Origin of the sequence: Pseudomonas sp. GD04158 (assembly GCF_029834875.1) — a bacterium.
Classification (GTDB): Bacteria; Pseudomonadota; Gammaproteobacteria; order Pseudomonadales; family Pseudomonadaceae; genus Aquipseudomonas; species Aquipseudomonas hydrolytica.
In genome coordinates this window covers 1-19263 of sequence record NZ_JAODYT010000074.1, presented here as the reverse complement: position 1 = coordinate 19263, position 19263 = coordinate 1, and the positions used below count along the sequence as shown (strand labels likewise).

Genomic DNA, 19263 nt, shown 5'->3' with positions numbered 1-19263 from the left:
GATCAGTACCTCGGTTTGCAACACGACATTTCCTCTGACGGTTCGCGGGCGCAGGCAGGGCTGCGCGAAGACCGGCGCAGTTTACCCGAAGCCGCTCTGCGTCGCCGGTTCCGGCGGCCAGCGGGAGAATGACCGATAAAGGCTGCGCAGCTGTATCAAATATGAAACAGTGACGCTATTCGTCGCGCCTGCTATCACTACAGGCTGGCTTCTCAGGATGGATCAATGCCGATGCCCGCAGTGCGCACCTGGCTTCTGCCGCTGTTGCTGTTGCCGCCTCTTCTGGCGCTGGCCGAGCCGCTACGGCTGGTGGCCGACCCCTGGCCACCCTTCACCGACCGCCGCCTGCCTGCCAACGGGCTGGCCAGCGACCTGGTGGTGCAGGCCCTGAAACGGGCGGGCTACGACAGCCACTATGCCGAGGTGCCCTGGGAGCGAGCGGTTTGGGGGCTGCAGCGCGGCGATTACGACGTGCTGATCAACGCCTGGTACAGCGCCGATCGCGAAGCCTTCGGGCATTACTCGCAGCCGTATCTGGTCAACCGCGTTCGCTTCCTGCAGCGCAAGGGCAGCGGCATCCGTTTCGCCAGCCTGAGCGACCTGTATCCCCATCGCATCGCGGTAGTGCGCGGTTATGCCTACGCCAAGGCATTCGACAGCGACGAGCAGCTGCGCAAGGTGGGCGCCGTCAGCTTCGAGAACGCCGCGCGCATGCTGCACGCCGGGCGGGTGCAACTGGCCCTGGAGGACGAACTGGTGGCGCGCTATCACCTCGGTCGCGAGCTGCGGGCCATTCGCGGCGAACTGGAGTTCCTGCCGCTGCCGTTGAGCGAGAACGGCCTGCATATCCTGGTGCGCCTAGGCCACCCCGAGCACCGCCAGATCGCCACGCGCTTCGACCGGGCGATCCAGACCATGCGCGAGGATGGCAGCTACGCCGCGACGCTCGAACGCCACGGTTTTTGATCAGCCTCGTACCGTGCGTGCGCGCCCCTGCTGCTTGGCCCGGTACAGGCGGACGTCGGCTTCGTGCAGCAGGCTTTCCAGATCGTCCGGTTCGCCGCGGTAGAGGCCGGCGCTGAACGACAGCGGCGGGGCGCCGGCTGCGTAATGCAGGGCCGCGCACTGGTGGCGCAGCTCGTCCAGTGCGGCCTCTACCCGGTCGGCCTCGTCCAGGCTGAGCAGGGCGAATTCCTCGCCGCCCAGGCGGCCCAGCAGCATCTGCGGAAGGGTCGCGGACAGGGCGCGGGCGAACACCACCAGGGCGCTGTCGCCGCTGGCATGGCCGAAACCATCGTTGATCTGCTTGAAGTGATCGAGGTCGAGCATCGCCACGCTGACTTCACGGCCCTCGCGCTGCGCCTGCTGCAGCAGCTGCAGACCCTGCTCGTAGAAGGCGCGGCGGTTGTTCAGCCCGGTCAGCGCGTCGAACTGCGCGGCCTGTTTCAGCGCGCGCAGCAGGTCGCGGCGCTCGAGGGTGGACATCACCCGGCAGTTGAGCTCCTCGGGGCAGAACGGCTTGCGCAGGAAGTCATCGGCGCCGTGCTTGATGAACTGCGCACTGAGCGAGCCCTTGGGGTCGGCGGATACGCCGATGATGATCAGATCGTTGCGCCTGAGCTTCTGCCGCAGCAGCTTGACCAGTTCGAAGCCGCTGACGCCGGGCATGGCGTGGTCCAGCACCAGCAGGTCGATGTCCGGCTGCTCGCCGAGCAGGCGCAGGGTCTCCTTGCCGTCGCGCGCCTCCAGAACCTGGTAGCGGTGCGGGGTGAGGATGTTGCGGATGTAGTGGCGGGTGGTGTCGGAGTCGTCGGCGACCAGGATCTTGATATGGCTGTTGCTGTCGAGCCGGTGCAGCAGGCGGAAGGCGTATTCGTAGGAGTGCTGGCTCTCCTTGAGCACGTAATCGACCACGCCCTTGGCCAGCAGATCGTCGCGCCGCTGCTCGTTGTAGCTGCCGCTGAGCACGATGCACGGCAGGTGATAGCGCATCACCAGATCGACGCTCTCGCCGTTGGGGGCGTCCGGCAGGTGCAGGTCGGCGATGGCGGCGAAGAACAGCCCGGCGGAGGTTTCCAGCATCACCTCGGCTTCGCCCAGGGAGGCGCAGAACACCGGTTGCAGATCCGGTTCCTGGCGGAACAGATGTTCGAGAATCTTCAGCACCAGCGGGCTGTCTTCGATCACCAGGATATTGCGCATGCACGACTCCCCGCAGCAGGCCGTCAGGCCTCGTATCGACTTACAGTAGACGCACGCGCAGCGAGCGCCCCTTGATCTTGCCTTCGCTCAGGCGCTTGAGTGCCTGGCGTGCCACGTCGCGCTCCACCGCGACATAGGCCTGGTAATCGAACAGGGCGATCTTGCCCACCTGGCTGCCGGGCAGCCCGGCATCGCCGGTCAGCGCACCGAGGATGTCGCCGGGGCGCAGTTTGTCCTTGCGCCCGGCCGCGATGCACAGCGTGTGCATCGGCGGCAGCAGCGGCTCGCCGCTTGCCTTGGCCGCCGGCAGCGGGTACCAGGCCAGTTCCCTGCCCTGCAGGGCTTCGATGGCCTGGGCCCGGCCGGCCTCGGCCGGTGCCACCAGGCTCAGCGCCAGGCCTTTCTCGCCAGCGCGGCCGCTGCGGCCGATGCGGTGGATATGCACCTCGGCATCGCGCGACAGCTCGACGTTGATCACCATCTCCAGGCCGGCGATATCCAGGCCGCGTGCGGCCACGTCGGTGGCCACCAGCACGCTGAGGCTGCGATTGGCGAACAGTGCCAGGATCTGGTCGCGGTCGCGTTGCTCCAGGTCACCGTGCAGGGCGGCGGCGGAGATCTTTTCCGCCTCCAGCTGCGCGGCCAGCTCGTCGCACTGCTGGCGGGTGGCGCAGAAGGCTACCACCGGCTGCTTGCGAAAATGCCGCAGCAGGGTGCTGACCGCCTCCATGCGCTGGGCGGGGGCGATTTCGTAAAAGCGTTGCTCGATCTGCCCGTCATCGTGCTGCGCCTCGACTTCGACCCGCTCGGGCGTGCGCAGAAAGCGCGCGGCGAGCTGCTCGATGCCGGCCGGGTAGGTGGCGGAGAACAGCAGGGTCTGCCGGCGCGCCGGGGTCTGTTCGATGATCTCGCTGATGCTGTCGACGAAACCCATGTCGAGCATGCGGTCGGCCTCGTCGAGCACCAGGGTATTGAGGCCGTCGACCTTGAGCGTGCCCTTGCGCAGATGCTCCTGGATCCGCCCCGGGGTGCCGACGATGACGTGGGCGCCGTGCTCCAGCGAGCCGATCTGCGGGCCGAAGGGCACGCCGCCGCAGAGGGTCAGCACCTTGATGTTGTCGGCGGCGCGGGCCAGGCGGCGGATTTCCTTGGCCACCTGGTCGGCCAGTTCGCGGGTCGGGCACAGCACCAGTGCCTGGCAGCCGAAATAGCGCGGGTTGAGCGGATGCAGCAGGCCGATGCCGAAGGCCGCGGTCTTGCCGCTGCCGGTCTTGGCCTGGGCGATCAGGTCGCGGCCCTTGAGGATCAGCGGCAGGCTGGCGGCCTGGATCGGCGTCATCTCGGCATAGCCGATGGCGGCGAGGTTGGCCTGCATGGCGGCGGACAGGGGCAGACTGGCGAAGGCGTTGGTGGTCACGACTGGGGCTCGGGGCTGGCGAAACAGGCCGGCAGTGTAGCAGGCCGGCCTAGTCTTCCGGTGGTACGTCGAGCGGCCTGGCGCGGCGGCCGTCGGCCGGGTCGAGCTGGAGGAAGATCGCCGCTGCCAGCATCGACAGCAAGCCGACGCACAGATAGGTGGCCTGAAACGCCCGGAGAATCTGCTCGTCGCCGCTGAACTCGCGGCTGAAACCGCCGAGCAGCGCGGCTGCCGAGGCGACGCCCAGGCCCATTGCCAGTTGCACCACCACCGACAGCAGGCCGTTGCCGCTGCTGGCGTCGCGGTTGTCCAGATCGATCAGGGTCACGGTGTTCATCGCGGTGAACTGCAGCGAGTTGCAGGCGCCGATCAGGCTCAGCTGGACGATCAGCTGCAGCGTCGAGGTCTGCCCGTCGACCAGCGCCAGGCTGGCGATCAGCGCGCCGAGCAGCAGGGTATTGCTGGTGAGGATGCGCCGGTAGCCGAGACGATCGATCAGTGGCTTGGCCAGCGGCTTGACCGCCATGGCGGCCAGCGCCAGGGGAATCAGGCTCATGCCGGCCTGCGCCGGCGAGTAGCCCAGCGCCAGCTGCAGCAGCAGGGGCGTGAGAAAGGGCAGGGCGCCGCTACCCAGGCGCGCGAACAGGTTGCCGATGATGCCCACGGCGAAACTGCGGGTGTGAAACAGCCTGGGCGCGAACAGCGGTTGCTCGATGCGCGCGGCGCGCAGCCAGTAGGCGGCCAGGCAGGCCAGGCCGCCGAGCAGCAGAAGGGTGACGCGCATGGTCGGCAGGTGCAGCTCGCCCAGGCCCTCCAGGGCCACGGTGATCAGCAGCATGGCGGCGCCGAACAGCAGAAAACCCGGCGTATCGAAGCGGCTGCGGCTCGGCCCGCGCAGATCCGGCATATGCCGTAGCGCTGCCCAGCAGCCGAGCAGGCCCACCGGCAGATTGATCAGGAAGATCCAGTGCCAGCTGGCGACCACCACCAGCCAGCCACCCAGGCTCGGGCCGATCAGCGGGCCGAGCAGACCGGGCAGGGTGATGAAGCTCATGATCCGCACCAGCTCCGAGCGCGGATAGGCGCGCAGCACCACCAGACGCCCGACCGGCATCATCAGTGCGCCGCCAAGCCCCTGCACAATGCGTGCGCCTACCAGCATCGGCAGGGAGGTGGACAGGGCGCACAGCAGCGATCCCAGGCTGAACAGGGCGATGGCGCCGAAGAAGATGCGCCGCGTGCCGAAGCGGTCGGCGATCCAGCCCGAGGCGGGAATCAGCAGGGCCACGGTGAGCATGTAGGCGATCACCACCGACTGCATGCGCAGCGGGTCTTCGGCCAGGTCGGCGGCCATGCTCGGCAGGGCGGTGTTGAGGATGGTGCCGTCCAGCGTCTGCATGAAGAAGGCGATGGCGACTATCCAGGGCAGCAGGCGGGCGGTGCGTGGGTCGAGTTGGCTGACTGTGGATTGCATGAGGCGTCCGGCAGTGAGTGGCGGCTGTGGCCGCTCCGCCATTATCGCGGGAAGTGCTCTCCTTCGACGGCGCTGACGCGAATAAATTCGCTCCTACACGGGCCTCTGACCGGCAGGAGCGAATCGCTTGGCCAAAAGGCCTTGGGCCCTCGCTGCCATCTCAGGCCGCCGATACCGCGCGCTGCGGTTGGCCGCGCACCGGCCGCTCGCCGGCGACGAAGTAGGGTGCGTTGCTGCGCGGCAGCGGCTGACGGCCGCGAATCCGGTCGGCGATCTTCTCGGCCATCATGATGGTGGTGGCGTTGAGGTTGCCGGTGATGATCTCCGGCATGATCGAGGCGTCCACCACGCGCAGCCCCTGCACGCCGTGCACGCGGCCCTGGCCGTCGACCACCGCCATGTCGTCCTCGCCCATCTTGCACGAGCAGGACGGATGGAAGGCGGTTTCCGCATGTTCGCGGATGAAGGCATCCAGTTCGGCGTCGCTCTGGCAGTCGATACCGGGGCTGATCTCGCGGCCGCGGTAGGGGTCGAGCGCCGGCTGCGCCATGATCTCGCGGGTGATGCGGATGGCGTCGCGGAACTCCTGCCAGTCCTGCTCATGACTCATGTAGTTGAACAGGATGCTCGGGTGCTGGCGCGGGTCTTTCGACTTGAGCTGGATGCGCCCGCGGCTGGGCGAGCGCATGGAGCCGACGTGGGCCTGGAAGCCGTGCTCGTTCACCGCGTTGCTGCCGTTGTAGTTGATCGCCACCGGCAGGAAGTGGAACTGGATGTTGGGCCAGGCGAACTCCGGACGGGTGCGGATGAAGCCGCCGGCCTCGAACTGGTTGCTGGCGCCGATGCCGTTGCCGGTGAACAGCCACTGCGCACCGATGCCCGGCTGGTTGAGCAGCTTGAGTGCCGGGTACAGCGACACTGGCTGGGTGCAGGCGTACTGCAGGTACATCTCCAGGTGGTCCTGCAGGTTCTGGCCGACGCCGGGCAGCTCGTGCACCAGGGCGATGTCCAGCTCGCGCAGCAGTGCGGCGGGGCCGACGCCGGAGCGCTGCAGGATCTGCGGCGAGGCGATGGCGCCGGCGCACAGCAGCACTTCGCGACGAGCACGGGCAATGGTGGGCTCGTTGGCGTTGCCGATCAGGTAGCTGACGCCGCTGGCGCGCTTGCCGTCGAACAGGATGCGGTCGGTGGTGGCATGGGTGACGATGGTCAGGTTGGGGCGCGCCCGAGCCTGGTCCAGGTAGCCCCGCGCGGTGCTGGCGCGGCGGCCCTGCGGGGTGACGGTGCGGTCCATCGGGCCGAAGCCTTCCTGCTGGTAGCCGTTGAGGTCATCGGTACGCGGGTAGCCGGCCTGCACGCCGGCCTCGACCATGGCGTGGAACAGCGGGTTGTTGCCGGCCTTGGGCGTGGTCACGCTGACCGGGCCGTCGCCGCCGTGGTAGTCGTTGGGGCCGATGTCGCGGCTTTCCGCCTTGCGGAAGTAGGGCAGGCAGTCGTGGTAGGTCCAGTCTTCCAGGCCCTTGGCCTTGGCCCAGTTGTCGAAGTCCAGGGCATTGCCGCGGATGTAGCACATGCCGTTGATCAGTGAGGAGCCGCCCAGGCCCTTGCCGCGTCCGCACTCCATGCGGCGGTTGTTCATGTGCGGCTCGGGGTCGGTCTCGTAGGCCCAGTTGTAGCGCCGGCCCTGCAGCGGAAAGGCCAGGGCGGCGGGCATCTGGGTGCGGAAATCCAGGCGATAGTCGGGGCCGCCGGCTTCCAGCAGCAGCACGCTGACGTCGGCGTCTTCGGTCAGGCGGGTGGCCAGGACGTTACCGGCCGAACCGGCGCCGATGATGATGTAATCGAATTCGTGCGACATGGGCGCTCCTGTAGCCCGGATGCGATCCGGGAAAGTGTCGGGCAGCACCCGGATTGCATCCGGGCTACGGGCTGTTCGGTCAGAACACCGAGCTGTAGCCGCCCAGCTCGACCTGCACCGACTTGATGCGGGTGTAATGGCCGAGGGTGACCAGGCCGTTCTCGCGGCCGACGCCGGATTGCTTGTAGCCGCCCACCGGCATTTCGGCCGGCGATTCGCCCCAGGTGTTGATCCAGCAGATGCCGGCTTCCAGCTTGTGGATCACCCGGTGCGCGCGGTTCAGGTCGCGGGTCACCACGCCGGCGGCGAGGCCGTAGTCGGTATCGTTGGCGCGGCGGATTACTTCCTCTTCGCTGTCGTAGATGAGGATGCTCATCACCGGGCCGAAGATTTCCTCGCGCACGATGGTCATGTCGTCCCGGCAATCGGTGAACACGGTGGGGGCGACGTAGGCGCCCTTGGCGTAATCGCCGTCGCTGACGCGCGCGCCGCCGATCAGCAGGCGTGCACCCTCGCTGCGGCCTTTCTCGATGTAGCCGAGCACGCTCTCCATGTGCGCGTAGCTGACCAGCGGGCCGAAGTTGGTGGTGTCATCCAGCGGATCGCCGAGGCGGATGCGCTTGACCCGCTCCAGCACCTTGGCCTCGAAGCGCGCCTGCAGCATGCGCGGCACGAACACGCGGGTGCCGTTGGTGCACACCTGGCCGGAGCTGTAGAAGTTGGCCATCACCGCGATATCGGCGGCGCGGTCGAGGTCGGCGTCTTCGAACACGATCAGCGGCGACTTGCCGCCCAGCTCCATGGTCACTTCCTTGAGGCTGGAGCTGGAGGCGCTGGCCATCACCTTCTTGCCGGTGACGGTGCCGCCGGTGAAGGACACCTTCTCGATGCCCGGATGTTCGGTCAGCCACTGGCCGACTTCGCGGCCGCTGCCGGTGAGCACGTTGAACACGCCGGCGGGCAGACCGGCCTCGGTGTAGATCTCGGCCAGTTTCAGCGCGGTCAGCGAGGTCACTTCGCTGGGCTTGAAGATCATCGCGTTGCCGGCGGCCAGGGCCGGGGCGGATTTCCACAGGGCGATCTGGATCGGGTAGTTCCACGCGCCGATACCGGCGACCACGCCCAGCGGTTCGCGGCGGGTGTAGACGAAGGAGGATTCGCGCAGGGGGATCTGCTCGCCCTCAATGGCCGGGATCAGGCCGGCGTAGTACTCCAGCACGTCGGCGCCGGTGACGATGTCGACGTAGCGGGTTTCGGAAAGCGGCTTGCCGGTGTCGAGGGTTTCCAGCTCGGCCAGCTCGTCGTTGCGCTCGCGCAGGATGTCCACGGCGCGGCGCAGGATGCGCGAGCGCTGCATGGCGGTCATCGCCGCCCACACCTTCTGCCCCTCGGCAGCGCTGGCCACTGCGCGGTCGACATCGGCCTGGCTGGCGCGCTGCACCTTGGCCAGCACTTCACCGGTGGCCGGGTTGATGCTGTCGAAGGTCTGGCCGCTGCTGGCGGCGACGTACTGGCCACCGATGTAGAGCTGCTGTTCGGCGAAACGGGGCATGGGCTGTCCTCTGGCGCGAATGATTGGCTAGAAAACAGCCTATTTTATTTAGATTGAACGATCAATCAATAAAAGCGACCCGGCGTGACCAAAAGCGACATGGCGGGCGCCAGTCGTCTGCAGGATGTCGCGAGGTCGCGCACCTTCTGTGCGGGAGTGTGCTGGGGGATTTGGGGGGAGGCTGGTGCGCACAGCGCACCCTACGGAGCGTTGCCCGCAGCCCGTGGATTGGCCTGGGTGGGCTGTAGGGTGGGCTTCAGCCCATCAAACCCAAAGTGGACCGCCGCCCCCGACGCGCCTTCGCCACAGGCTAGCGGGCTTTGTTCAACTGCAGGTCGAGGTAGTCGTAGGCGATGCGGCGTGCCTGTTCGGTGTCGAAGGCTTCGCCGGAAAGCGCACCGCGCAGCCACAGGCCGTCGATCAGCGAGGCCAGGCCGCGGGCGGCGAAGCGGGCCTGGTCCTGCGGCAAAACCCGGCGGAACTGGCCGCACAGGTTGGAATAGAGGCGGTGGTCGTTGACCCGCTGCAGGCGGCGCAGGGCCGGCTGGTGCATGCTGCTGGCCCAGAACGCCAGCCAGGTCTTCATCGCCGGCCCGCTGACCTGGCTGTCGTCGAAGTTGCCGTCGATCATCGCGCGCAGGTGGGCGCGCGGGCTGTCTTCGTCCAATGCACGACGACGCTTGCCCACCGCGGCGCTGAGCGCCTGCATCAGGTGGCGCATGGTCGCCTCGAGCAGCCCGTTCTTGTCGTTGAAATAATGGCTGATGATGCCGTTCGACACCCCGGCCAGGCGGGCGATATAGGCAATGCTGGCATCGGCCATGCCGACCTGGTCGACGGCTTCCAGGGTGGCGGCGATCAGTTGCGAACGGCGAATGGGCTGCATGCCGACCTTGGGCATGGGGATCTCCAGCGAGGAAAGTTGCGCCGGAGTCTAGGCGGATTTTGATCGTTCGATCAATCAAGGGAGGCGGGAGAGGGAGTCGCGGGCCACCTTTGCCGTGCGCACGGGCTTATCGGGTACCCGTGGCTGCGGAAACGACAAAGCGGGCCGCAGCCCGCTTTGTCGCGTTACCGGGGCGGCGTTACTTCAGCCAGCTGTCGACGCGCTCCGGGTTGGCGGCGATCCAGTCCTTGGCAGCCTGCTCCGGCTTGGCGCCTTCGCGGATGGCCAGCATCACCGCACCGACTTCTTCGCCGCTCCAGGACAGCTTGGCGAGGAAGGCCGCGGCATCGGCCGCCTTGCCCTTGAGTTCCGGGTTGGCCACGGTGTCGACGCGTTCGTCATCGCCGTAGACCTTCTTCGGGTCTTCGAGGAAGCGCAGCTTCCACTTGGCGAACATCCAGTGCGGGATCCAGCCGGTGACCACGATCGGCTTCTGCGCCTTCTCGGCACGGGTCAGGGCGGTGGCCATGGCCGGGCCGGAGCTGGGCATCAGCTTGATGCTGGCCAGGTTGTATTCCTTGATGGCGTCTTCGGTGCGGCGCATCACGCCAGCGCCGGCGTCGATGCCGGTGATCTTGCCGTCGAAGTCCTTGGCGTACTTCTCCAGGTCTTCGATGGTCTTGGCTTCGACGTAATCCGGCACGATCAGGCCGATCTTGGCGCCGGAGTAGTTGGTGCCAAGCACTTCCACCTTGTCCTTGAGCTTCTCGTAGTACTCGCCATGGGTGGCCGGCAGCCAGGCGGAGAGGGTGGCGTCCAGGTCGCCGCGGGCCACGCCCTGCCACATGATGGCGGGTTCGACCGGCTTCAGTTCGACCGTGTAGCCGAGTTTGCTTTGCAGGATTTCACCGGCGACGTGGGTGACGGCGACGCTGTCGTCCCAGCCGTTGACGTAGCCGATCTTCAAGGTGGGTTTGTCGGCGGCCAGGGCGCTGCCCATGCCGATGGCCAGGGCGGCAGCGCCAAGGCAGAGGTGTTTGAATACGCGCATGTTTTGGTGCTCCGTCAGTTGAGTGGCAGTTGCAAAATCGTTGACTGGCTCGTTCTCATTGCGGGCCTTGCGAACCGTGTTGCGCAGCAGGTTGCCGGTTCGCGGGCATAACCTCCCCCGTCACGGCCAAATCGGCCGCTAAGGTTCAGCGAGGAGGTTTCCGGGCTCTTGCGAGCCCGAATCGGGTCGTGGCCGGTTACAGCCCGACGTGTTTCTTCACGGCGGCGACGCCGTCCTGTCCGTCGAAGGTGGTAACGCCGCTCAGCCACTGGTCGAGGATCGCCGGGTTGGCCTTGATCCACTCCTTGGCGACGTTCTGCGGGTTTTCCTTCTCCAGCACCTTTTCCATCAGCTGGCTTTCGATCTCGACGGTGAACTGCAGGTTGTTCAGCAGCTTGCCGACGTTGGCGCAGCGCGCTTCGTAATCCGGCGGCACCACGGTGTAGACCTTGGCTGCGCCATAGTCGGGGCCGAACACGTCGTCGCCACCGGACAGGTAGGTGATGTCGTGCTGAGTGTTCATCGGGTGCGGCGCCCAGCCGAGGAACACCACCGGCTCCTTCTTCTTGATGGCGCGCGATACCTGCACCAGCATGCCGGCTTCGCTGGACTCGATCATGCGGAAGCTGCCGAGGCCGAACTGATCGCTCTTGATCATGCCTTCGATCAGCAGGTTGCCGTCATTGCCGGGCTCGATGCCGTAGATCTTGCCGCCCAGCTGATCCTTGAACTTGGCGATGTCCTGGAAGCTCTTCAGACCGGCCTCGGCGGCATAGGTGGGCACCGCCAGGGTGTACTTGGCGCCTTCGAGGTTGGGTTTCTCCAGGACCTTGACGCCGCCGTCCTTGAGGAACGGCTCGATCACCGCGTCCATCGAGGGCGCCCAGTAGCCGAGGAAGGCATCGACCTGGCCGTTCTTCACCCCGGTGAAGGCGATGGGAACCGAGGCCATGATCTTGCGCGGCTGATAACCCAGGCCTTCGACCAGGGTCATGGCCACGCCAGTGGTGGCGGCGATATCGGCCCAGCCGATTTCGGCGAAGCGCACCTGCTTGCAGCTGGCCGGCTCGGCGGCCATGGCGCCCTGCATCAGCAGGCAGGCCAGCAGACCGAAGGCGGCGGTGGTCTTGATCGTTTTCATCTGCGGTTCCCTGTGAAGTGAAACGGATTAGGAGGACTGGCGCTGCAGCTTGCCGCTGAACCAGGCGAACACGCCACGCTTGGCGGTCTGCTTGGTGCCGAAACTCTCGGTGATGCGGTCGAGGATGATCGCCAGCAGCACCACGGCCATGCCACTCTCGAAGCCTAGCCCGATGTCCAGACGTTGGATGCTCGCCAGCACATCGTTGCCCAGGCCGCCGGCGCCCACCATCGAGGCGATGATCACCATCGACAGGGCCATCATGATGGTCTGGTTGACCCCGGCCATGATCGACGGCATGGCGTTGGGCAGCTGCACCTTGAACAGCAGCTGGCGGCTGGTGCAGCCGAAGGACTGGCCCGCCTCGACGATTTCCTTGTTCACCTGGCGAATCCCCAGGCTGGTCAGACGCACGGCCGGCGGCATGGCGAAGATCACCGTGGCGATGATGCCGGGGACGCGGCCGAGACCGAACAGCATGGCCGCCGGGATCAGGTAGACGAAGGCCGGCATGGTCTGCATGAAGTCGAGCACCGGCCGGATGATGGTGGCCACGCGCTCGCTCTTGGCTGCCCAGATGCCCAGCGGGATGCCCAGCAACAGACTGATCAGGGTGGAGGAGAAGGTCAGGCCGAGGGTGACCACGGTCTGCTCCCAGAAGCCGGTCATGACGATGAGGATGAAGGCCACCGCGGTGAAGATCGCGAAGCGCATGCCGATGCGCCACAGGCCGAGGCCGACGAAGATGGCGATGAGCAGCCAGGCCGGCGGCAGCATCAGCAGGTTCTCGATACCCTCGGAGAAGCCGCTGACCAGCTTGCCGATGCTGTCGAAGGCGCCGCTGTAGTTGTCCAGCAGGTGCTGGACCACGTCGTTGACCCAGCTGCCCAGGTCGAGTTTCTTGTCACTCATGGGATTCCCCCTGCAGGCGGGTCAGCAGACGGCCCTTGCTGATGGCACCGCAGTAATGACCTTCGGCATCGACCACCGGAATCGGCCCCTCGTTGTCCACCAGGCGACTGATGACGTCTTCCAGCGGCATGTCTTCCGGCACCGGCACCACCTGCTTGAGGACGTTGGCTTCAAGAGGTCTGGGCTCGTCGCCGTCGACCATCAGGGCGATCTTCTCCAGGCTGATGGAGCCCTGGAAATGGTTGTCCTCGTCGACGATGAAGGCGTAGTGCTTGTCCAGCGCCTGCAGCTCCTTGCAGATCTTCGCTGCGTCCGGCGCCCTGCCGTTGTGCACGTAGGTGGGCACGCTGTCGGCCTTGAGCTGGCCGGCGGTGAGGTAGCGGCTGGTGTCCACGGTGTCGAAGAAGTTGCGCACGTACTCGTTGGCCGGCTTCTCGATCAGCTCCTGCGGGGTGCCGACCTGGATCAGCCTGCCGCCTTCCATGATGCCGATGCGGGTACCGATGCGCATGGCTTCCTCGATGTCGTGGGAGACGAAGATGATGGTGCGGCGGTGGGTCTTCTGCAGCTCCAGCAGCACGTCCTGCATCTCGCGGCGCTTGAGCGGATCGAGGGCGGAGAAGGCCTCGTCCATGATGATCATCGACGGGTTCACCGTCAGTGCGCGGGCCAGGCCGACGCGCTGCTGCATGCCGCCGGACAGCTCGTGCGGATACTTGTGGGCGAAGGTATCCAGGCCGACCTGCTTGAGTACTTCCATGGCGCGCTTCTCGCGCTCCTTGCGGCCGACGCCGGCCACTTCCAGGCCGAACGCGGCGTTGTCCAGCACGCTGCGCGAAGGCATCAGGGCAAAGGACTGGAAGACCATGCTCATGTCACGGCGACGCAGGTCGATCAGTTGCGATTGCGGCAGCTTGGCCACGTTCTGTCCGTCGATGTAGACGTCGCCGGCGCTGGGTTCGACCAGGCGGTTGATCAGACGGATCAGGGTGGACTTGCCGGAACCGGACAAGCCCATGAGAACGAAGATCTCGCCCTCCTCGACGCTGAACGACACATCGCTCACGCCGATCACGGCGCCTTTCTCGGCAAGAATCCGCTCCTTGCTCCAGCCTTCCTTGAGCAGGTCGATGGCTTCTTGTGGGTTGGGGCCGAAAACCTTGTACAGGTGTTCGACCACGATCTTTCCAGACTGCATGGGACGTTTCCCCTTCAATCGATATCCAGTTCGCGCTGACACGGCCGGGTACGCATCGTCGAAGCGTAGAACAGCTGCGTCAGGCCTCTGATACCTGTGTGGGTGTTTGCTGAATGTCGGGGGTTGGAAGGGGCCTGGCGGCAGGCAGGGACTGAGACACTCGGGCACGCTGCAACGCACGCGACCCGAGGCCGAGCCTGCTCGCTGCGTTGTCGATTTCCCTGGTGAGTGACCTTGGCCTTGCCGTGCTGCAAACCGCTTTCCGAACCCTCTGGCAGTGTTTCGAAGCCCATTCCCTTGGGATTTCATGCTCCTTCCTGGAGCATGCGTACATCCGAAATTTCTTGTTGGGCTGGCGCCCGATTCGAAGGTGGGCCAGCGCTTATATGTTCTTCGGTCCGGGGCGGTGGGCCCCGGTCTGCCGCCTCTGGTGAGCGCGGCAGCGACGTTGTCGGCTGACTCAACGATATAGTCTTGGGGTCTGCGCAATTATCGGTTTGCGACCCTGACGTGCTGGGCGACGACATGCCTCGTCACGCCGCTTGTTCTCCCCTCTTTCCGGCCTTGGCCGGGCTGCTCGTTTTGTCGTTTCGAGCGGGCCCTGTCGCAGCTGACGGAAAGGGATATCGAGAACGCGCTTTAAAAACCTTAACAGACTTTTTTGCCCCTTGGCCAAGGCTCAAAGCCGCGCCGGGCTTGCTTCGCGGCTCGCCAAGCGAGGCGCAGGCGGCATGCCGCGGGGGCTGTGGCGATGTTGAAAAAAATTTACAAGGACGGGTCGGGATGTGCCGAAAGGCGCCGAAAAGGTAGCGCTGGGCGCAAGATGACCGTGCGGTCACGGTCGGGTTGACGGGCCGGCCTGGACGGGGTGTTCGCCGAGGCGAGCGAGCAACGCATCGGCGCTTCGAAGTTTCTGCGGGTTCTGCCATCGTTGCCGTCTTTTCCTGGCTTTCCGCCATGGTTCTCAGTTGTTCGCTGCCAGCGGCATGTCGAAGGCTCTGTCGATGGGGCCGCCCTGGTAGCGGGTCACGCCCTTGAGCCAGGCCGCGATCATCTGCGGGTTGTCTTCGATCCAGCGCTTGGCCACGCGGCGGCGGTTGGTATTGCCCTCCAGCACGGCGCTCATCAGCTGGTTCTCCGCCGTGATGGTGAAGGTCATGTTGCGAAACAGCCGGGCCAGGTTGGGGCATTGCTGGCTGAAGTTGCCTCGCGCCACCGTGTTGACCTGTGCCGCGCCATAGTTGGGGCCGAAATAATCGTCACCGCCGGACAGATAGTTCATCTTCAGACGCTCGTTCATCGGGTGCGGTTCCCAGCCCAGGAACACGGCCCACTTGCCCAGCCGCTGGGCGCGTTCGACGTGATTGAGCATGCCGCTCTCACTGGTCTCCACCAGGCTGAAGCCCCCCAGACCGAAGGTGTTGTCGCGGATCATGCCCTTGAGCATTTCGTTGCCTTCGTTGCCCGGTTCGATACCGAAGATCTGCCCGCCGAGTTCGTTCTTGTAACGCTGGATGTCGGCGAAGTCCTTCAGCCCGGCCTCGTAGCCCGGCGTCAGCACCGCCAGGGTGTAGCGCACCGTCGGCAGATTGGTGTTCAGCTTCTCGATTCTGCCGCTGTCCAGGAGGGGTTGGACCAGTTCGGCCTGTGCCGGCATCCAGTTGCCGAGAAACACGTCCAGGTGGCCTTCGGACAGGCCGCGGTAGGTGTCGGGTAACGTCAGGCGTCTGACCTGCGTGCGGTAGCCGATTTCGCTCATCACCAGGCGCGCCACCGTGGTGGTCATGGTGATGTCGGTCCAGCCGACGTCGCTCAGGCGTACCAGTTCGCAGCGTTCCGATTCGGCCGCCTGCAACGTGGCGCAGGAGGCAAGGGTAGAAGCGAGCAGCCAACGAGAAAGTCCGTTCATGGAATGCCTCTGTTCGGGCGGCCGGAGCCGGATGGAAGATCCAGGGAATGGCGAATGGCTATTTCACAGCAAGAGGCGGGCCGCTCCGTGAATGAGAAGCGACCTCGACATGCCAGAAAAAGACGTGGCCGGCACGGAGCAAAACGACGCAATTGGATATGCGCGAGTCGATTTCAGACGTGGTCGAGGTGGTGAAAACTTGATCATTGAATCGGCTGATCCAGCCAGGCATCTCGCGAGCCTTGGGCTGACGAACAACGCCGCGGCGTTGATCCCTGCTGGTGCAGAAAGCCCGGCACAGGACGCGATCTGCGAGGTTTTGGTGCGAAGGCGACGAGTGTCGCTAGCACGAGTCGTGACTGATGGGTCATGATCGTTACCATCCATCCGTTACTGCCGGGCAACGGGTATGTAGCACCGCCCGCGGACAGTGCTACCGAAATGCTCAGGGCCCCACTGGCATGCGGTCTGGAGAGGACCCGGTCGGCTCTGTCGTCGCTCAGGGAAGACCTGTCTGGTGCGCTGCTCGGCGAGGGATGCGCTTTTATTGAACGCGCGATCAATTTAGGCATGACCTTTGCCTGGGTATGGATAGCCATCTGGTTCCCTTGAACCAGAGCCAGAATAAAACCGAGGCCCACTTCGAAGTTGGGCTCATACCGTGCTTAGCGTGAGGGTTTCATCGATGTCGCAGTTCACTCAAGGGGCGCAACCCCAGAACCGTGTCGCCCAGTCCATCGGCTTTCTGCTTCTGGACAACTTCACCCTGATTTCCCTCGCGTCGGCGGTGGAGCCCCTGCGCATGGCCAACCAGCTCTCCGGCAAGGAGCTGTATCGCTGGCACACCCTCACGCACGACGGCCTCCCGGTCAGCGCCAGCGATGGTCTGCAGATCACCCCGGATGCCGCCATGCACAGCGCGCCGGCGCTGGATGCGGTAATCGTCTGCGGTGGCGTCGACATCCAGCACAGCGTCAAGCGCGAGCACGTCAGCTGGCTGCAGCTGCAGGCGCGCCAGGGCCGTCAGCTCGGCGCGGTGTGCACCGGCAGCTGGGCGCTGGCCAAGGCCGGTCTGCTCGACGGCTACGATTGCAGCGTGCACTGGGAGTGTCTGGCCTCGATGCAGGAAGCCTTCCCGCGCGCCGCCATCACCACTCGGCTGTTCTCCATCGACCGCAACCGCCACACCTCCTCCGGCGGCACCGCACCGATGGACATGATGCTGCACCTGATCGGCCAGCAGCACGGTCGCGAACTGGCCGCCGGCATCTCCGAGATGTTCATCTACGAGCGCATTCGCAACGAGCAGGATCACCAGCGCGTGCCGCTCAAGCACATGCTCGGCAGCAACCAGCCGAAGCTGCAGGAAATCGTCGCGCTGATGGAGGCCAACCTCGAGGAGCCGATCGACCTCGACGAGCTGGCCTGCTTCGTCGACATTTCCCGCCGCCAGCTCGAGCGTCTGTTCCAGAAGTACCTGCACTGCTCGCCGTCGCGCTACTACCTCAAGCTGCGCCTGATCCGCGCCCGCCAGCTGCTCAAGCAGACCAGCATGTCGATCATCGAGGTGGCGTCGGTGTGCGGCTTCGTCTCCACCCCGCACTTCTCCAAGTGCTACCGCGAGTATTTCGGCATTCCGCCGCGCGACGAGCGCGCCGGTCAGCAGGGCCACAACCTGGTGGTGCTGCTGCCGATTCCCGAGCAGCAGATCAACTCCAGTGCCGTGCTGGCGCTCAATCGCGCCCAGGGCGAATCGACCTTCGCCAGCGTGCGCATCTGAATCGAGCCGCAATGAAAACGGGGCGCCAGTGGCGCCCCGTTGTATTTGGGTCGCGGCTAAAGCCGTCTGCATCAGGTGTAGGGTGGGCTTCGCCCCCCTACGGCTCTGTAGAAGATTGGCGCGCACAGCGCACCCCACCCAGTGGCGCCCGTCCGTAGGGTGCGCCGTGCGCACCGAGGAGTATCAGGCCGGCTTCGGCACCAGCGCCGGCAGCAGATGCCGGCTGATGGCTTCGCGCACGTTGGGCAGCAGGGTGGCGCTGCCGCCGAGCAGTTCCTCCACCAGGTGGCGCAGGGCCACGGCACGCTCCGGGCTGAGACCGCTGACGGCCAGTTCGCAGGCCTGCTCCGGCGAGGCCCCCGCCGGAATGCTCAGGCCCAGCGCGATCAGGCGCTCGCGGAAGTCTTCCTGGTCGATCAGATCGGCGTGCATCATGGTCGTGGCTCCTGGGCTTGGGGCGTCAGCGTAAGACGCCTTCCTCGATAAGTAGTTTGAAGATAGCCTCCGCGCCGTCCTGTGGCGAGACATCCTTGAGCACCTGACCGCCGCCACCACTGGCCTTGGCCGTGGCGGCCTTCATGCGTTCCGCGCCGGTCTTGGCCTTGATCACCTTCAGGCGCTTGGGCCGCGGCTTGGCCGGTTGCAGGCTGGCCTCGGCCAGCAGCGGGTCATCCACCACCGTCACCTCGTGGGCTTCGATCTGCCCGCGGCGGGCCGGGCCGAAGGCGCTCTGGCGCGCCACCGGGGCGGCATTGTCGACACTGGCCACGCAGGGCAGACGCACCTTGAGGCGACGGCGCTGGCCACGCGGCAGCGCCTGCAGCACCTGGGCCACGCCATTCTCCACTTTCTCCACCTCGGCCAGACCGACCACCATCGGCCAGCCCAGGCGCTCGGCCAGCAGGAACGGCAGCATGCCCGAGCCTTCGCCGGTTTCCGCCTGGCTGCCGGTGAGTACCAGCTGCGTACGGCTGCCTTGCAGATAGTCCACCAGCAGCGGCAGGGCGTCGGCGCCTTCGGGTTGCTCCAGCACGTCGAGCTGTTCCAGGCCCATGCCCAGGTAGCCGCGCAGCGCGTCGGCCTGTGGGTCGCCGGCATGCAGCAGTTGCAGATTCTGCCCGGCCAGGCGCAGGCCGAGCTCCACCGCGCGGGCGTCCTGTTCGGCGCGGCGCGAGCGGCCGGAGGTCGGGTGGGCGCCGACCGAGACCAGGGCGACGATATTCAGATCAGTCATGGTGTCCCCGTAGCCCGGATGCAATCCGGGAAAGCTGGTGGTGAACCCGGATTTCATCCGGGCTACGCCGCATCACGTTTTCCTTCCTGGCGCCAGGCGGCGACGCGTTCCATCAGCGCGCGCAGGATCGCCGCCGAGTCGCCGATCACCGAGAGGTCGGCACGCTTGATCATGTCGCAGCCGGGATCCATGTTCACCGCCACCACCTTGTCGCAGGCGCCGATGCCCTGCAGGTGCTGGATGGCGCCGGAGATGCCGACCGCCAGGTAGACGCGGGCGGTGACCCAGGTACCGGTGGCGCCCACCTGGCGGTTACGCGGCATGAAGCCGTCGTCCACCGCCACGCGCGAGGCACCTTCGGTGGCGCCGAGGGCGACGGCGGCCTGGTGGAACAGCTCCCAGTCCTTCACGCCGTTGCCGCCGGAGAGAATGAACTCGGCCTCGGCCATGGGAATCTGCGCCGGGTCCACGGCCACCGGGCCGAGATCCTCGATGCGCGGCAGGCTGTGGGCGACCTTCTCGCCCAGCTCCAGCGGGCGAGCTTCATGGCGGGTTTCGCTGACCGGCTCGGCGCATTCGGCCGCGGCCAGGATCAAGCGGGGCAGGGCGCGCTGGATATCCTGCTGGCCACTGCCGGCGCGGCCGATGG

The 19263-nt window shown here is 66.0% G+C and carries 17 protein-coding genes; 3 read left to right on the top strand and 14 right to left on the bottom strand.

The features are described 5' to 3' along the window. Nucleotides 1–231 precede the first annotated feature (231 nt). Nucleotides 232–966, top strand: coding sequence for a transporter substrate-binding domain-containing protein (locus N7333_RS20360; RefSeq protein WP_129482041.1), 735 nt, complete (start codon nucleotides 232–234; stop codon nucleotides 964–966). Here N7333_RS20360 and N7333_RS20355 read toward each other — a convergent pair whose 3' ends face one another. The 11 genes from N7333_RS20355 to N7333_RS20305 form a co-directional block, all read right to left on the bottom strand. Further along, nucleotides 967–2202, bottom strand: a complete 1236-nt coding sequence (locus N7333_RS20355; RefSeq protein ID WP_129481922.1) for a diguanylate cyclase — start codon at nucleotides 2200–2202, stop codon at nucleotides 967–969. Between the two features lie 40 nt (nucleotides 2203–2242). Beyond that, nucleotides 2243–3619, bottom strand: a complete 1377-nt coding sequence (dbpA, locus tag N7333_RS20350; protein ID WP_129481921.1) for an ATP-dependent RNA helicase DbpA — start codon at nucleotides 3617–3619, stop codon at nucleotides 2243–2245. A 49-nt stretch (nucleotides 3620–3668) separates the two neighbouring features. Continuing rightward, nucleotides 3669–5093 (bottom strand): multidrug transporter subunit MdtD, encoded by a 1425-nt coding sequence (gene mdtD, locus N7333_RS20345; protein ID WP_129481920.1) that lies wholly within the window; start codon nucleotides 5091–5093, stop codon nucleotides 3669–3671. Nucleotides 5094–5253: 160 nt separating this feature from the next. Next, nucleotides 5254–6951: a choline dehydrogenase gene (gene betA / locus N7333_RS20340; protein WP_129481919.1), complete on the bottom strand. Its 1698-nt coding sequence runs from the start codon at nucleotides 6949–6951 to the stop codon at nucleotides 5254–5256. Between the two features lie 79 nt (nucleotides 6952–7030). After that, nucleotides 7031–8503: a betaine-aldehyde dehydrogenase gene (gene betB, locus N7333_RS20335; protein ID WP_129481918.1), complete on the bottom strand. Its 1473-nt coding sequence runs from the start codon at nucleotides 8501–8503 to the stop codon at nucleotides 7031–7033. Between the two features lie 310 nt (nucleotides 8504–8813). Continuing rightward, a complete protein-coding gene (gene betI, locus N7333_RS20330; protein WP_004373018.1) occupies nucleotides 8814–9404 on the bottom strand; it encodes a transcriptional regulator BetI in 591 nt (196 codons plus the stop codon). A 184-nt stretch (nucleotides 9405–9588) separates the two neighbouring features. After that, on the bottom strand, nucleotides 9589–10440 hold the full coding sequence (locus tag N7333_RS20325) for a glycine betaine ABC transporter substrate-binding protein (RefSeq protein ID WP_129481917.1): 852 nt from the start codon (nucleotides 10438–10440) through the stop codon (nucleotides 9589–9591). A gap of 196 nt (nucleotides 10441–10636) precedes the next feature. Beyond that, nucleotides 10637–11581, bottom strand: a complete 945-nt coding sequence (locus tag N7333_RS20320) for a choline ABC transporter substrate-binding protein (protein ID WP_004373014.1) — start codon at nucleotides 11579–11581, stop codon at nucleotides 10637–10639. A gap of 27 nt (nucleotides 11582–11608) precedes the next feature. Next, the gene (choW, locus tag N7333_RS20315) at nucleotides 11609–12493 is read right to left on the bottom strand and encodes a choline ABC transporter permease subunit (protein ID WP_004373012.1); all 885 of its coding nucleotides are present in this window, start codon (nucleotides 12491–12493) and stop codon (nucleotides 11609–11611) included. Continuing rightward, nucleotides 12486–13691, bottom strand: coding sequence for a glycine betaine/L-proline ABC transporter ATP-binding protein (locus N7333_RS20310; RefSeq protein ID WP_004373010.1), 1206 nt, complete (start codon nucleotides 13689–13691; stop codon nucleotides 12486–12488). Before N7333_RS20310 ends, choW begins: the two co-directional genes overlap by 8 nt. A gap of 964 nt (nucleotides 13692–14655) precedes the next feature. Next, nucleotides 14656–15600 carry an ABC transporter substrate-binding protein gene (locus N7333_RS20305; protein ID WP_011920722.1) on the bottom strand — a complete coding sequence of 315 codons (945 nt, stop codon included), beginning with the start codon at nucleotides 15598–15600 and terminating at the stop codon, nucleotides 14656–14658. Between the two features lie 369 nt (nucleotides 15601–15969). On the opposite strand from N7333_RS20305, the gene N7333_RS20300 reads away from it, so the two are divergent. Next, nucleotides 15970–16212 (top strand): hypothetical protein, encoded by a 243-nt coding sequence (locus tag N7333_RS20300; protein ID WP_252576723.1) that lies wholly within the window; start codon nucleotides 15970–15972, stop codon nucleotides 16210–16212. A gap of 73 nt (nucleotides 16213–16285) precedes the next feature. Continuing rightward, the gene (locus tag N7333_RS20295; protein ID WP_004373003.1) at nucleotides 16286–17380 is read left to right on the top strand and encodes a GlxA family transcriptional regulator; all 1095 of its coding nucleotides are present in this window, start codon (nucleotides 16286–16288) and stop codon (nucleotides 17378–17380) included. A gap of 183 nt (nucleotides 17381–17563) precedes the next feature. Here N7333_RS20295 and N7333_RS20290 read toward each other — a convergent pair whose 3' ends face one another. From N7333_RS20290 to N7333_RS20280, 3 genes are all read right to left on the bottom strand, one after another. Further along, the gene (locus N7333_RS20290; RefSeq protein WP_004373001.1) at nucleotides 17564–17815 is read right to left on the bottom strand and encodes a hypothetical protein; all 252 of its coding nucleotides are present in this window, start codon (nucleotides 17813–17815) and stop codon (nucleotides 17564–17566) included. Between the two features lie 25 nt (nucleotides 17816–17840). Next, nucleotides 17841–18614: an electron transfer flavoprotein subunit beta gene (locus N7333_RS20285; protein WP_004372999.1), complete on the bottom strand. Its 774-nt coding sequence runs from the start codon at nucleotides 18612–18614 to the stop codon at nucleotides 17841–17843. A 62-nt stretch (nucleotides 18615–18676) separates the two neighbouring features. Continuing rightward, a partial coding sequence (locus N7333_RS20280; RefSeq protein ID WP_279859317.1) for an electron transfer flavoprotein subunit alpha/FixB family protein occupies nucleotides 18677–19263 on the bottom strand: 587 nt, incomplete at its 5' end.